This is a genomic window from Azohydromonas australica DSM 1124 (assembly GCF_000430725.1).
Lineage (GTDB): Bacteria > Pseudomonadota > Gammaproteobacteria > Burkholderiales > Burkholderiaceae_C > Azohydromonas > Azohydromonas australica.
The window spans coordinates 1-12,585 of record NZ_AUMO01000084.1; the positions used below are offsets into that span (position 1 = coordinate 1).

15 protein-coding genes and 1 pseudogene are annotated in these 12,585 nt (G+C 66.0%); 11 read left to right on the top strand and 5 right to left on the bottom strand.

The window, feature by feature from the left end:
- The 7 genes and pseudogenes from H537_RS0114225 to H537_RS0114255 form a co-directional block, all read left to right on the top strand.
- Positions 1-364 (top strand): annotated as a pseudogene (locus H537_RS0114225) (IS701 family transposase); the annotation flags it as partial.
- Between the two features lie 256 nt (positions 365-620).
- Positions 621-1,682 (top strand): DUF932 domain-containing protein, encoded by a 1,062-nt coding sequence (locus H537_RS43020; RefSeq protein ID WP_064735975.1) that lies wholly within the window; start codon positions 621-623, stop codon positions 1,680-1,682.
- A gap of 125 nt (positions 1,683-1,807) precedes the next feature.
- Entirely contained in the window at positions 1,808-2,173 is a 366-nt protein-coding gene (locus tag H537_RS0114235) for a hypothetical protein (RefSeq protein ID WP_043458836.1), read from the top strand.
- Positions 2,173-2,448 carry a hypothetical protein gene (locus H537_RS0114240; RefSeq protein ID WP_156901706.1) on the top strand — a complete coding sequence of 92 codons (276 nt, stop codon included), beginning with the start codon at positions 2,173-2,175 and terminating at the stop codon, positions 2,446-2,448. The genes H537_RS0114235 and H537_RS0114240 overlap by 1 nt, the downstream gene beginning before the upstream one ends.
- A 202-nt stretch (positions 2,449-2,650) precedes the next feature.
- On the top strand, positions 2,651-2,914 hold the full coding sequence (locus tag H537_RS0114245) for a hypothetical protein (RefSeq protein ID WP_028998454.1): 264 nt from the start codon (positions 2,651-2,653) through the stop codon (positions 2,912-2,914).
- Entirely contained in the window at positions 2,911-3,495 is a 585-nt protein-coding gene (locus H537_RS51040) for a TrfB-related DNA-binding protein (protein WP_051242619.1), read from the top strand. The genes H537_RS0114245 and H537_RS51040 overlap by 4 nt, the downstream gene beginning before the upstream one ends.
- Before the next feature lie 45 nt (positions 3,496-3,540).
- Positions 3,541-4,188 (top strand): hypothetical protein, encoded by a 648-nt coding sequence (locus H537_RS0114255; RefSeq protein WP_028998455.1) that lies wholly within the window; start codon positions 3,541-3,543, stop codon positions 4,186-4,188.
- A 736-nt stretch (positions 4,189-4,924) separates the two neighbouring features.
- Here H537_RS0114255 and H537_RS0114265 read toward each other — a convergent pair.
- Positions 4,925-6,628: a helix-turn-helix domain-containing protein gene (locus H537_RS0114265; RefSeq protein WP_156901707.1), complete on the bottom strand. Its 1,704-nt coding sequence runs from the start codon at positions 6,626-6,628 to the stop codon at positions 4,925-4,927.
- Positions 6,629-7,050: 422 nt separating this feature from the next.
- Between H537_RS0114265 and H537_RS0114270 the strand changes: the two genes are divergently transcribed.
- Positions 7,051-7,278 carry an SWIB/MDM2 domain-containing protein gene (locus H537_RS0114270; RefSeq protein ID WP_051242621.1) on the top strand — a complete coding sequence of 76 codons (228 nt, stop codon included), beginning with the start codon at positions 7,051-7,053 and terminating at the stop codon, positions 7,276-7,278.
- Between the two features lie 245 nt (positions 7,279-7,523).
- On the opposite strand, the gene H537_RS0114275 is transcribed toward H537_RS0114270, so the two are convergent.
- Complete coding sequence (locus H537_RS0114275; protein ID WP_169517007.1) at positions 7,524-7,976, bottom strand: HU family DNA-binding protein; 453 nt, start codon at positions 7,974-7,976, stop codon at positions 7,524-7,526.
- A gap of 298 nt (positions 7,977-8,274) precedes the next feature.
- Between H537_RS0114275 and H537_RS0114280 the strand changes: the two genes are divergently transcribed.
- A complete protein-coding gene (locus H537_RS0114280; RefSeq protein ID WP_028998459.1) occupies positions 8,275-8,490 on the top strand; it encodes a hypothetical protein in 216 nt (71 codons plus the stop codon).
- A 54-nt stretch (positions 8,491-8,544) separates the two neighbouring features.
- On the opposite strand, the gene H537_RS49245 is transcribed toward H537_RS0114280, so the two are convergent.
- The gene (locus H537_RS49245) at positions 8,545-9,282 is read right to left on the bottom strand and encodes a DUF7673 family protein (protein WP_051242623.1); all 738 of its coding nucleotides are present in this window, start codon (positions 9,280-9,282) and stop codon (positions 8,545-8,547) included.
- A gap of 357 nt (positions 9,283-9,639) precedes the next feature.
- Between H537_RS49245 and H537_RS0114290 the strand changes: the two genes are divergently transcribed.
- Positions 9,640-10,164 carry a hypothetical protein gene (locus H537_RS0114290; protein ID WP_028998460.1) on the top strand — a complete coding sequence of 175 codons (525 nt, stop codon included), beginning with the start codon at positions 9,640-9,642 and terminating at the stop codon, positions 10,162-10,164.
- Positions 10,165-10,726: 562 nt separating this feature from the next.
- On the opposite strand, the gene H537_RS52830 is transcribed toward H537_RS0114290, so the two are convergent.
- Positions 10,727-10,885 carry a hypothetical protein gene (locus H537_RS52830; protein WP_156901708.1) on the bottom strand — a complete coding sequence of 53 codons (159 nt, stop codon included), beginning with the start codon at positions 10,883-10,885 and terminating at the stop codon, positions 10,727-10,729.
- 442 nt (positions 10,886-11,327) lie between these two features.
- On the opposite strand from H537_RS52830, the gene H537_RS54405 reads away from it, so the two are divergent.
- Positions 11,328-11,690, top strand: a complete 363-nt coding sequence (locus H537_RS54405; RefSeq protein ID WP_169517004.1) for a hypothetical protein — start codon at positions 11,328-11,330, stop codon at positions 11,688-11,690.
- A 142-nt stretch (positions 11,691-11,832) separates the two neighbouring features.
- On the opposite strand, the gene H537_RS0114300 is transcribed toward H537_RS54405, so the two are convergent.
- A complete protein-coding gene (locus H537_RS0114300; RefSeq protein ID WP_028998462.1) occupies positions 11,833-12,297 on the bottom strand; it encodes a hypothetical protein in 465 nt (154 codons plus the stop codon).
- Positions 12,298-12,585: the final 288 nt, after the last annotated feature.

Here is a 12,585-nt window from a genome sequence, read left to right on the forward strand (position 1 = left end):
TCCGCCTGAGCATCGGGTGAAGCTCTTTCGTGTGCCGGTGTCCACCCACCGCATCGATTGGATCGTGACCAACGATCTATCTCAGGATTCCACGGATGCAACACAAGAAGCGTGCGGCATGCGTTGGAAGATTGAGCAGTTTCATCGCGAATTCAAGCAGCTCACTGGAGCGGAAAAATGCCAGTGCCGGCGCGGCCGGATGCAGCGCAACCATATTGCTTGTGCCGTGCTGGTTTGGGATTGCTTGGCAGCTCAGGCGCGACAGGTCGGGAAAACACTCTATCAGCTCAAACGCGAGATGCTGTCCAACTATCTAAGAGCCGAGCTGCGCAGCCCGGCGGTGCGGATGGTGCTCGTTGCGTAAGTCCTAATAGTGCCGCCTGTCCAGTTAATAAAGGAGGTTAATATAGATTTACAACTCAGCGGCTTGATGCGCTGATAACGTCCGAGACTTGGATGGTGGCGTTGTTGCTTACACGGTTGAACAATTAATCGATATTAATTTTGAAGGGGTCGCCTATATTTGTAGACATGGGATTCATCAAGGCGTTGCGCAAATCAGTGAGCGTATGGCGTTGTTGAATTGTATTCCGCAATCTCGCCCAGCACTGGAGAAATTCATGTCCCACCTTATTGACACGAGCACCGGCCAAGCTGCGATGGCGTATGTGGGCGAGGCACCCTGGCACAAGCTGGGGCAGTGCCTGACGGCCGGCGCCGACCTTGAAACTTGGCGCCGCGAAGCGGGTCTCGCCTACAGCGTCGAGCGCACGCCGGTGCTGTTCCAGCGCGCCCATGCCGGCGCATCCGACCGCATCGAGGCCATGGAAGGCCGGGATGTGCTTTACCGCTCGGACACCGGCGCGGCGCTCAGCGTCGTGAGTCGCAGCGGCTATCACGTGGTGCAGCCCGGCGACGTGCTGGACTTTTTCGGCCGGCTGGCCGAGGCCGGCGGCTTCGTGCTGGAAACGGCAGGGGCGCTGTCGGATGGCAAGCGGGTGTGGGGGCTGGCGCGCGTGAACGATGGCGCGCCTGTCGTCGGGCATGACACGGTGCGCCCGTACCTGCTGCTGGCGACCTCCTACGACGGGACGATGGCCACCACCGCCAAGTTCACCACCATCCGGGTCGTTTGCCACAACACGCTGACCATGGCTGCGGGTTCTGATACTGGCGCGCCGTCCGAGCAGGACGCGACCGAGGGGCCAGTGGTGCAGTGCGTGCGCGTGCCGCACATGACGAAGTTCGACGCGGGCGCGGTGCGCCAGCAGTTGGGCATCGTGCTGACGGCCTGGGATCGTTGGCTGGTCCAGGCCCGGCTGCTGGCGGAGGTCGACGTGACCGAGGCCCAGGCCGACCGGCTGGTGGCCGATCTGCTGTCTAGCGTTCAGCGCCCGCCCAAGGACCAGCCGCTGCCGGACGTGCGCGCAAGCCGCAGCTACAAGCGGCTGTTGAGCCTGTTTGGCGGCGAGCAGATCGGCGCCGAGCTCTGCGGCACCCGCAGTGCATGGGCACTGCTCAACGCCGTCACGGACTACGTGGACCATGAGCGTGGGCGCAGCGACGACACGCGCATGACCTCGGCGTGGTTCGGCGCTGGCGAGGGGCTGAAGCTGCGCGCCTGGGATGCCGTGCGCGAGCTCGCGGTGAAGGTCGGTGCCATGCCGGCGGTGCCTGCCTGAACACCACCGCCGCGCAAGCTCCAGCTGGGGAGCTTGCGCGGGCGCTCCCCGGCGTTGCCGAGCAACCATCTTGCATGCGCTTTCGTGTACGGAGCCACTTTCACGCTGGAAGGACGTTGGTCGCCATGTGTGCGCTGATCAGTCAACAGCAAATGCAGGCTGCGCTGGACCTGCACTGGCGCGGGCCGGCGCACGACGTGGCCGCGCTGCGCGAGGGTTGGGTGTTGAGCGAATGCCACGGCTCCAGGCACGGCGCGCTGCAGGTGCAGTGCGTGGACGCCGCCGCGGCGCTTCAAACCGCCGGAAGCCTACCCTTTGCCGTGCCGATGCTGGACTCGGATCTTGACGCCTGGGCGCTGGTGCGCGGCGGCGTGGAGCCGCACCACTTCGCAGCCAGGGCGTTGCTGGCCTGCTTCAATCCGATGGAGCTGGGTTGCATCGCATGGGCCGCCACCGCTTCATCGTTCTCCAGCGTTTCGCAGGCGGTGTGATGCAACTTCCAGGCGCCAGCGGCCAATGCGGGACGTGCCGGCACTGGCAGCGCCGTGGCGGCACGCTACTGCCGGCGACCATGGGCTGCCGGGCCTTCGAGCAGGAGCAGCCCGGGCGCACGGCGGCGTTGCTCGCAGCCATTGCGGTGGAGCGCGCCAGCTGCGGCGGCTGCCCCGTGTGCGAGCCGCTGCCCAACGAGCCGGGTTCCTTCCTGGCGCAGGACCTGCCACTGGCGCCTGCTGCGTACTTCACCGACACGGAGAAGCTGCCGTGAACCATGCCCTTGCGACACGCGCACGCGCGGCACTTCGTGGCTGCCGTGCCCGGCATCGAACCGCGCCGCGTCACCGCGGCGCCCCGCGGTCCCGGGCGGCATCAGCGCGAGCACGAGCTCACCCGCCCGGGCGGCGGGCGGGCGCGGGCGCGGCACGTCCTGGCGCGCAGGTGGTGGGCTGCAGTGGCCGAGGGACAACGCCATGACAACGCCGGAAGTCCGGCGCGTCACGCGGGAGCAGTTCCGGCGCGCGCTGCACCGGGCAGCGGCCGGCATCGGGGCCGGCCTCGCTTGCCGTTACGACGCCCGTCACGACGAAACGATCTGGACCGTCAACGGCCAAGCCGTCGGACTCACCGTGGGCCGCATCAGCGCCACCCGGGCGTACTACCTGGCCGGGCAGATAGTGAGCGCGGTCGCCATGCCTGATCAGCTCGCCGCTGACGACTGCGGGTCAAACCCATGAGCACAACAGCTGCGCAGGAGTGGTGGCAACAAGGCCTCTTCGAATGGCAGCGCGAGGCGCTGCAAGGGCGCCAGGAGCTCGCGACGCTGCGCGCGCAGCACCAGGCCTTGCTGCAGGCACTGCAGGACCTGCTGGCGGCCGTCGGTGGGCCCGATGGCACCAGCGCGCCCCATCGACCCGGCCCAGGCACGCCGCGCTGCGGCCGTCGCCCTGGAAGTGGTCCGTGCCGGCTGAGCCCGCTACCCTTCACGCTGCGACTGCGAAGGACCGTGATGGTGAAGGTTTCGATGACGGCCGAGGAGTTCGACAGCCTGGGCGAGCGGCTGGGCCGCCTGACGCCGGAGAGCGTGGCCATCGCGCGCGAAGTGCTGGTGGACGGCGTTTCCAGAGCCACGGTAGCCGAACGGCATGGCCTGACCAGGCCGCGCATCACCTTCATTGTCGATCGCGTGCTGGCCGCTGCCCACGATGTCCCGCGGGACTGGGTGCGCGTGGAGGTGTGGCTGCCGCCGGAGCTGGCGCAGCAGGTGCGGGAAATGGAAGCGAAGGCTCGTGCGCGCGCCAGGGACAACAGCGGTTGACCTGCAGCCCACAAGCCTTGCAAAGCCCGACAAGGAGATCACTGGATGTCCACAATCGAACTTTCAACCGTCGTCTTTTACGAGGGAAGCTTGCCGAGCGTACTGCCGCTGTGGAACTGCAGCGTGCCACTGGTCAGTCCCGTGCCGGACGCCTTGACGGCCGTCTATGGCACAACCAGCAAGCCGGACGCGTTTGCAGCAGCGTATCAATATGCCAAGCGCAACCAACTTCAACATACCGTGATTGATGTCACCGTGACGCTTGAGCACCGGCCCAATCCGACGGTGATGAGGGCAGAAACTCTCGGCAGCTACGACTTCTTCAGCATGCGGCGCATGGCGACTTCCATGGAGGGCCAGATTGTCGAGTGGATTCGTGCCGGCCTGGCGCCTGATGACAGGCGCGCCAAGCTGTTCGACGAAATGCTCCCCACGCAAGTCCTGGCGCGGGAGCCTTCGCTCCTGGGCGTCTTGATGGACTCTCCGGCCTGCCGACATTTGAAGCTGCTCGCTTGTCCAGCCCAGACCATGATCGATCTCCAGGTCTTCAATGTTGGAGTCGTGCCTTTTCGGCACTGGTCGGCGATCCAAGAGGCGACTTGCCGTTTCGATCCGTCGGTGAAGATCAGCCTGGAGCCTCCGCCCGCCTTCGCCGCCAAGCTGGCCGTGCCGTCCTCCAACTCGGCTGGTTGATCTCAGCCAGAAAACCCTCGTACGCAGTGATTCCTGTGCGCGACAAGTCTTGGGCGAGGCAGGGCGCCAAGATCGCGCAAGCGATCCCGTGAGGGCGGCGTTTTCTGCATCGCGATGTCGTGCTGCATAACGCCGAGGCCGCACCGGTCAATGGGCGCGACAGCCCGCGGTGCCGGACGGGGCACAAGGCAAGCTTGACCGGACCGGTGTGCCGGTCAGGAGAGCGGTCAGACTGCGATGGATGACTGCAAACAGGGTGCAAGCAAGCACTTCAAGCGTAGACGGAGCTCCAGCCTCCGCAAGGCCGCCTTGCCGGTATGACGGCCAGCCGCGCCAGGCTCAATCCTGAATCGTCGTCCTTGCGCACGCGCAGCCTTACCAGGTGCTGCGCCGGCAAACGCCACCGGTCAATCGCTGCGCTTGACGTAGCCGACCCGGTGCGTGAAGCCGCCCAGCGCCTGCGCGGCGGCAGTGAACAGAGGCGGTCTCTTGGTCACGATGAGCATTTCCATTGGCCTGGCCATTGTGGTCTGCCGACGTTCGCCGTGGCCTGTGTGGCAATCTCGGCGCGGGCATGGCAACGCCCTTGGCGCACCGTGATGACGATGCCGCCGGGGCCGCAACATGCTCCGTTTGCTTTGACCTGTCGCTGTATCAGGGCAGGGTACGGCGCAAGAGCGAAGCGGCCACCGCCGCGAAGGCGGCCGCACGGCTGCTCGTGCGAAGCCGCCTCGGTTCAGAGCAAGCGCACGGCTCCCAGCAGGTTAAAGGCCTTGTCTTCCGACAGCGCGCCTTGCCTGGCCTTGAGCACCAGGATCTTGATGAGCGCTTCCGTGATGGGTGCCAGGCCGCCCTCTATCACCAAGGGCTGCGAGTACACCGGCATGATGTCAGCGGTTTGCTGGGCGGCTTGCTGCACTGTCGCATGTGCCTGAGCCTGGATCGGCACTGCAACCGGAACCAGTGCAGCAGATGCCATGACTTCGGTACTCAATGCCGGCGCAGGCGCTTGTCCCGAAGGCTCAACTTCAGGCTCGACCGGCGCCGGCACCTCCGTCCGGACCGGCGCGGTGGTCGCGGCGTCGGTGGATTCTTCGACCAGGTCTGTGGGCTCGACGAGCTGCTGGCCGCCGCGCTGGGCTGCGCCGCGGGCGCGCCGTCGCGTCTGCTGGGAGGCCTGGGCGGCGGCGTCCTGGAAGGCGGCATCGCCTTCAGCGCTGCCCGCCAGGGCGGTACTCGGCTCGCTCGACGCGACCGCCGCTGGTGTGGCTGTGGCGGATGTGCCGCTGTCAGCCGCAGGCGCGGGTGCCGCTTCAGCCGTGTCGCTGCCGCTCTCGGCGGTGTCGACATTGGCCGCTGTGTCCCGCAACGACGCGAGGCGTTGGAGCGTGACTGCAGGAATGTCCGCCGCGGTACGAGGTGCTTCGAACCAGTCATCGGGCAAGCCCAGCGCTCGGGCCATGCCTTGACAGAGCTCCTTGTCCAGGCTCTTGCGCCCGCTGAGCATGGCCGACACGTACGGCGGCTTGGCATGGAGGACTCTGGCCAGCGCGCTCTTGGCTCCCTTACCCTGCAGTAGCAGGGCCAAGTTCTGCTGGCGCAATTCGGGAGAAGCCATGGCGGAGGTTTCGTTCAGTCCGGACTCCGAGGGAGGGTCGACCTCGGACAAGGGCAACTGGATTTCAGCGGTGGCCGCGGCTCGCCTGGACGCCGTTGCCGCGCGCTTGCCGGCGGCTTGCGAGCGTTCGGCAGAGGCGAGCGCTTGGAGGGCGCCTGCGGCCGAGCCCGCTGTTTCTCGCGCTGGCCCGGCCACTTCGGTGCTGATGGGCAGGGCAGCGGGTTCCACGACGGCTGAAGCCGCATCATCGGTTCCCTGGGCCGGGGAATGAGGATCATGCGCTGTGGCCTGCGTCAGGGCTGGCGCCGCTTGAGCCACAGCTGCAACCTCTGTCACGGGCTGCGCAGAGGCGGGGCTCACCACGGGGACGGCCGGGGAACCATCCTCAAAGTCCTCGTCGTCCTGCAACTCGGCTTGATCCGGGTTCTTCAACAGATGCAGCGTGCGCGCCGGCACTTCCTTGTTGAGACCATCGAGCCATTTGCCGGGCAGCTTCAGGGTCCGCTCGATATGGAAGGCCGTTTCGTCGGGACACAGCGCGCCCTGGGACATGGCTTCCAGGCGCTCCAGGGGCACCTCGGCCACCAGCGCCATGGCTTCCGGCACGGGCGCGTTTTCCAGCAGCAGGCGCAGATTTGCAGCACGCAAGGCGCCCTTTACCCCTTGCTTGGCAACTGGAGGCTTGTTGTCTTGCCGCGGCCGATCGGGCCGCCTGTTGGACGTTGGGTGAAAGATCACGTTATCCCGGGTCGGGTCAGGGTAGTCGCGGCCACGCCCGCGGTTGCCGTCACGCTGCTTCGGTTGCCAATTGGGCTTTGCCAAGTGTTGCTCCACCAAGTATTTACCAAGCCAGCGATTGCGACTGCTGTCGCAACCCCGGGCCCATCAGACATGCTCACGGTTGATCAAGTTCCGTGCCATGACCGGATCGCGTGTTTGCCGCAGCCGCAACCCTCAGGGCGAGGAGGCCTTTTGCCGGCGAAGGACGGCTACATGATCGCAGCGCATATCAGCACCCGCTGATCTGATAGACGGGAACCGTTCAGTCCCAGTGTAGATGAAAGCTCAACGGAGGCCTTTCAGGCGCCTTACGGTATGGGGGGAATGCTGCGTCACACTGCGCTGGGACGTTGCCAATCCATCGGCGCCTGACCCAGCTGTCTTGGCGGCGGTATGCTCTGCCATCCCAATGTTCATGAGGATTTCACTTGGCTGAAACCAAATCCCAGAAAAGCGGCGCCTTTATGAAGGCCTTGAAGCCCAGCCCTGAGCTGGCCGCCATCATCGGTGCCGAGCCGCTGCCCCGCACCGAAGCCACCAAACGCCTCTGGGACTACATCAAGCAGCGCAACCTGCAGAATCCGGCGAACAAGCGCAACATCCTGTGCGATGGCGCACTCAAGGCCGTCATGGGCAAGGACGAGGTGACGATGTTCGAGATGACGGGCCTGGTCAGCAAGCACATGTCTTGAAGCGGCTGCGCTGGTGAAAGGCCAGGGTGTCGCTGCACCCGATGGGCCCGGACGCCGCGCGGGCCCCGAAGCGGCGGACTGCTACGAATGTCGTCCGCTGCCGCAGTGCCTTGTGCCATGGGCGGTACGGACAGTACCGAAGTCCCATGACGGCAAAGCCCCGCACTGCGGGGCTTTTTCATGATATTGGCGTTGGCCCTGAGCTGGTGCAGCAACCGGTTTGTGATGCCTGATCCGTGATCAGATCAGGCAGCTCTCTTCGCCGCCGCCTTCTTGGCGACCTTCTTTGCCGGTGCGGCCGCTTTGGCCGATGCCTTCTTGGCCGGAGCCTGGGCCGCTTGCTTGGCGGCGGCCTTCTCGGCACGGGCCTTGGCGAACTTCGGATCCACCAGGCCCGCCAGCGACGTGGACGGCGAGAACTTCACCAGCTTGCGCGCGGCGATCTTGATCTTGTCGCCGGTGGCGGGATTGCGGCCGGTGCGCGCGGCGCGCTGGCCGACCTTGAAGCTGCCAAAGCCGGCCAGGGCCACGACGTTGCCCTTCTTGAGCTCCGAGCACACCGCGTCAATCACGGTGCTCAGGACCTTGGCAGCACTCGCCTTGGGAAGTTGGTGCGTTTCTGCCAGGAGGGCAGCCAGATCGTTACGGTTCATGCTTCGCTTGCACAGGTGAGTGAGGAAGAAACGGGATTCTGGCATCGCCCTCACACGATTCTCGCGGCGGGTGCGGGGTCAATGCGCGCGCAAGCAAGAAAAGGCAGCTGGTAGACGCGATAAGCACTGGACCGCAGCGCTGCCCAGTGGCCTTCGGTTCTCACTCATGCAGGGCTGGCGACGATTCGCACCGGTTCGTGCAGTGCCCGGGCCGTCTTCAAAGCCGTGTACCACGTCGTCGGCTCCGGGCTGATGAAGCCGTTACCTGCGGCCCTGCATGCTTCGCGTGTGTGCATGATCTGGCCTGGAACGGTGTGCACCGCAGCAAGAGGCCCGCAAAACCATGTCAATCCAGGACCCGTCCTTCCACCCGGTACATTCAGGCGAGACCAACGCGCTGCCCGGCACCATGGACGACGCCAAAGCGTGGTGGGAGCAGCGCCGCCCGGCGGGCTGGTCGCTGGAGCAGCACCTGAGACATCCCACGGTCAACTGCACGAGCGGCTGCGAGATCGGTCTTGCCCATGCCGTTGCGAGCATGGTGCGCTTCGCAGGCTGATCCGCGCGACTCCATCAGACTTCGCTTGGGTGAGCGACCCGGCCATGGCCGCCTTCAGTGGTTGTCCTCGACGTACCGCACGAGCTCGGCCACGGCCTGGCCGTACGGTCCATCGGCAGGGATGTGCCGGGACAGCTCCTTCACCATGCGCTTGAGCTTGTGGACATCGAGCACGTACCAGGTCTCGGCCAGCCTCTCGAACTCGGGGCCACCGTGGGCCAGGTACTCATGGACCTCCCGGCCGACCAGCGACGCGTCCATGCGCAGCACCCTTACCGCATCCTCAAGGACCGCTTCCTCCACGCTGCGCAGCTGCGTCAGCTCGAAGGGAAACCGAGCGCCGTTGTAGAGGCCCAGCAAAAAGCGCGCGACGCGGCCGCACTGCGCTGAGCTGCCCTTGGCAACCTCGAACAGCCGCCGCAGCGCCTCGACGCCTGTCTGCTCCTGGCCAGCACGCCCGTCGGCCACCGGGGCCGTGTCTCCGGCCTCATTGAAGCGCTTGGCCTGCAGGGCGTGCAGCTGCTCGGCGTCAGCCAGTGCCGCCGTCGGATCCCGCTTGTCGTCCTCGAGGATGCGGCTGCGCAGCGTGTACGTGGTGTCCGGGTCGTGCACCAGCATCTGTGCTGCGCCCCGATAGTCGTGCGCGGCGAAGTCGAACGCCGGCGCGATGGCCCGCACCTTGCCGCTGGCGAAGTCGTGCAGCAGCCGCTCGAGCTCCATTCGCCGCTCGACAGGAATCTGCACCGTCACCGTGACCGTAGGCTGCGGGGTCGGATCGTCGTCGGATGCCATGGGTGGCGCCTCCTCTGCGCTGGAGTGCCGCCGGAGCCGGTGGTCCGGCTGCACACGGATGCTAGGTCGGCCGTGAGAGCGTGGGCAATGACTTCAGTCGACCACGGCCGCAGCTGGTGGGGTGCCGGCGGCGTGGGTGGTGCAGCTGTCGCTGCACTGCTCCAGGGGGCGGCGCCGCCGCGCGCATCGCGGGCGTTACCCGCGTCGCGCAGGTCTTTGGCCATGGCGAAAAACACGGCGCGCTTGTCGCGCCGCGCACAGGATTCGGCGAATCGATGGTGTAGTTTCAACCCATCGAGTCGGGCTGGCTGGCATTGGCCCAATCTGCGCCTTCTGTGGCGTCCCAAGGAGATCAACATGCCCACCTTCAACGTCCCGGCGACTTTCGCCGTCGTCGCCGTCGTCGCCGACAGCCCCGAGCGTGCGGTGGAAGTCGTGGACGGCTTCTGCGACTACGGCATGCAGGTATCGAACGATGAACAGGTAATTGAGCATTACGCCTTGCACGCCGATCAGGTACGGCCGGCGGCAGGCACGCAGCAGCCCTCCGCGGAACCCCTGGCCATCAGTCCAGAAGCACTGGGCCTGGAGCCGTGCGGTGAGGAAAGTGGCGGCCACCCGGCCAGCTACCTGCTGGGCACACTGCGGGTGGGCGACTGCACGCTGCACGCCGAGGCCTATGAGGTGCGCGAGGTGGGCAACAAGTGGATGGCGGCCAATCGGGCCTTCCAGAAGAACGTGGAGCTTGCCCACGGTCTCGGTGGCGACACGTTGGCCACGCTGAGCCACGCGGGCCGACGCTACATCCTGCTGCTCTATCCCTACGCAGTCAGACCGGCCTTGCGGGCAAGCTCACCCGGACAGGACTTGCCTGAGGCCTGACTCATCGGCCGCTGCAGGCGTCGTCCCATGCCGGGCGCTTTTCCAGGTTGCACGAGCGCACCGCAACCGTGCCTTGTTCTGGCCGCGCGCTGCGACCCGAGCCTGATCCCGACCGAAACAGACCCCAGCGCGAATGGCGTAGACCACCTGCGTCCGGTCCCCAAATTCGCTCACCTGAGGACAAGATGGGCTGGCGCTGCCTGAAGTCGCGGGTCGGGCGCGGCGGCAGCCCTCGCACTGGCAGCCTCCAGTCCGACTCGAAGATTCAGGGGAAAGCTCCTGCGCAGGCGCCGGGAGTGCCGTCACCGGCGGTTGCCGCTGTAGTGGTTCGGGTAGCGGCCATGACCATGTCTGCCAGTTGTGATGGCTTGCCGCTGAAGCGCCGATTCGGCCATGGCTGGAGCACGGCACGCACGGCCAGATCCTTGCGGTTCTCGTCGACACCGGTCCGTGCGGGCAGGGCATCCCGTCCGAGCCCTGCTCAATGGGGTTTCAGGTCCTTGCCTGGCAATTCACTGCGCAGACCTTCTGGTTGCGCCCCAGGATCTCACTGGTCAGCAGTTCAGACAGGAGCTTGTGGCGGCCGCACTTGAAGCACGACAACAGTGACCGAGCCGTTGCCCAGGGTGACACCGCCGAAGGCCGCGCCGGGCTTCTTGGCCGCGTACCTCAACCTGTCGCTGGAAATCGTCGTCTTGGCGTCTGCGTCGCGGGCACTCATGGGCAGTCATCGGCAATGGACAACTGCAGAGGAGGGTGGACGCACGAATCTGAAGGGGTCGTCGGTGCACCGGTTGCGGCAAGGCTGCGCCGGCGGCGTTTCCTCACAATGCTCTGCAGCCTCAACCTGGTGAAATACATCGCGGATGTCGCAACCGTGCGCTGAGTCTGCCAAGGAGCCTTGAGCAGTCGATTGAAGGCCGGCAGCAGCCGGCGGCGAAGCAGGAGATCTATGTCGGTCGCGGCGACAGTGTCCGGCGTGCTTGGCCGTTCGCACGGTATACGCACTTGTCCGCGCTGCTTGATTCAATGGCGCTGGCGTGGCGAGGTCTGTCGGCCGCGGAACTTTTACTCATCGGCGCAGCCTGCTTGCTGCACCCTGCGGCAATCCCGAATAGACACATTTGGCCACAGCCGCAAGAATTCGCTGCCTCGAATGCCGCATGGGACTCGTGCGGTCAAGTCCGAGCCAGCAGCGCCAGCGTCGTCACTGTGACTTCGGGTCCTCAACGCCGTTTCCTGAAAACACTCCGCGGCCGGTTTTTATTCTCCCGGTTGAATTGGCCATGCCTGACTGCACGCAGCAAGAAACTGAAATCCAAGCCAGCTGCACCATGGATCTCGTGGCGAGCAAGGTTCAGCGCATCTCCGCGGCTGCCCTGAGCGCGCTCGAGCGCCGGCTGCAGGAGAAGCGGCTGCCCATGGAGGAGCAGGCTTTCCTGACTGCGCGCCTGGAGGCCTATCGCAAGGCCGCGGCGCTGACCTCGGGTTCCGGCTGCGGTCGCCCGGACTGCTGCATGGCGTAGTCACCCGATACCCGGCCGCCGCGGCTTCGCAAGTGCCTCGATGGTGCCGCTTCAAGCCGCCGCTCGGACCGCCCGGCGCTGAGCGACAGCGCGCCCAGGGCGGACAGCGAAGTCTGCCGTCGGCGTTGCGCTGCCGCAGCAGTCAGTGTGTGCCGCGGCTTGCGGTTCGGGGTAAGGCGTCGGCCGTCCCGATCCGGACGGGCATGCCCGCTTCGTCGAGCTCGATGCGCCCTGTCAGTGCCGTGGGATGCGCAAGGCTCCACAGCGTGATGGACAGGGCCGTCCTTGGTGGCGTGGCATGCGGGGTTTGACCAAGGCGCATTCGCCTGGAGAGGTACATCAGCACCAGCGTCGCATCGTGGCCATCACCCACGGCAAGTTTCGCCCTGGACTCCAGCTCCGCCAGGCTCCTGGCTGTGTCGTGCTCCGACAGATCGATGTCGATGACGGCCCGCTCCGCGCCGGCGGCCAGATCCGCGGTTCGAAATACCAGCCAGCGGCCGGGAAAGTCGAGCAGGCGCACGCCGGGAGCACCATAGCGATTCGACAGCCGGGCGTAGAAGGTCTGGAGCAGCTCTGGGGGCTGCTGGTCGAGCGTGGAAGACATGGGCCGCTACTGTGCCGCGCGGGCGGGCCTGGGCTGTGCCGCTGTTGCAGCGCGGTCACACCACGGCCGCGGGCTCGCATGAAAAGTGCCGCTTTCAAGCCATCACGGCGTGACGAACCGTCATTGGCGGTGGCCGTTGCAGCACTTGGCGCAGCGGCCGTGATCGTGTCCGGTCACCGTTGAGCGTGGCGGCTTGCAGTCGGCGTGTCCAGCTGGCCGTGGCTGGCGCGTAGCCAGCTCCTTCGGATTCACGTCGGTACCGGTCGGTACGGCAGGAAGGGCAGTCCA

Excerpts from the sequence above, each read along its gene's own strand:
- H537_RS0114300 (WP_028998462.1), bottom strand. The coding sequence starts at position 12,297 with ATGTCTTCCACGCTCGACCAGCAGCCCCCAGAGCTGCTCCAGACCTTC.
- H537_RS43020 (WP_064735975.1), top strand. The coding sequence starts at position 621 with ATGTCCCACCTTATTGACACGAGCACCGGCCAAGCTGCGATGGCGTAT.
- H537_RS54405 (WP_169517004.1), top strand. The coding sequence starts at position 11,328 with ATGGGACTCGTGCGGTCAAGTCCGAGCCAGCAGCGCCAGCGTCGTCAC.
- H537_RS0114290 (WP_028998460.1), top strand. The coding sequence starts at position 9,640 with ATGCCCACCTTCAACGTCCCGGCGACTTTCGCCGTCGTCGCCGTCGTC.
- H537_RS51040 (WP_051242619.1), top strand. The coding sequence starts at position 2,911 with ATGAGCACAACAGCTGCGCAGGAGTGGTGGCAACAAGGCCTCTTCGAA.
- H537_RS0114245 (WP_028998454.1), top strand. The coding sequence starts at position 2,651 with ATGACAACGCCGGAAGTCCGGCGCGTCACGCGGGAGCAGTTCCGGCGC.
- H537_RS0114275 (WP_169517007.1), bottom strand. The coding sequence starts at position 7,976 with ATGCCAGAATCCCGTTTCTTCCTCACTCACCTGTGCAAGCGAAGCATG.
- H537_RS0114235 (WP_043458836.1), top strand. The coding sequence starts at position 1,808 with ATGTGTGCGCTGATCAGTCAACAGCAAATGCAGGCTGCGCTGGACCTG.
- H537_RS0114270 (WP_051242621.1), top strand. The coding sequence starts at position 7,051 with ATGAAGGCCTTGAAGCCCAGCCCTGAGCTGGCCGCCATCATCGGTGCC.
- H537_RS52830 (WP_156901708.1), bottom strand. The coding sequence starts at position 10,885 with ATGAGTGCCCGCGACGCAGACGCCAAGACGACGATTTCCAGCGACAGG.
- H537_RS49245 (WP_051242623.1), bottom strand. The coding sequence starts at position 9,282 with ATGGCATCCGACGACGATCCGACCCCGCAGCCTACGGTCACGGTGACG.
- H537_RS0114240 (WP_156901706.1), top strand. The coding sequence starts at position 2,173 with ATGCAACTTCCAGGCGCCAGCGGCCAATGCGGGACGTGCCGGCACTGG.
- H537_RS0114280 (WP_028998459.1), top strand. The coding sequence starts at position 8,275 with ATGTCAATCCAGGACCCGTCCTTCCACCCGGTACATTCAGGCGAGACC.
- H537_RS0114255 (WP_028998455.1), top strand. The coding sequence starts at position 3,541 with ATGTCCACAATCGAACTTTCAACCGTCGTCTTTTACGAGGGAAGCTTG.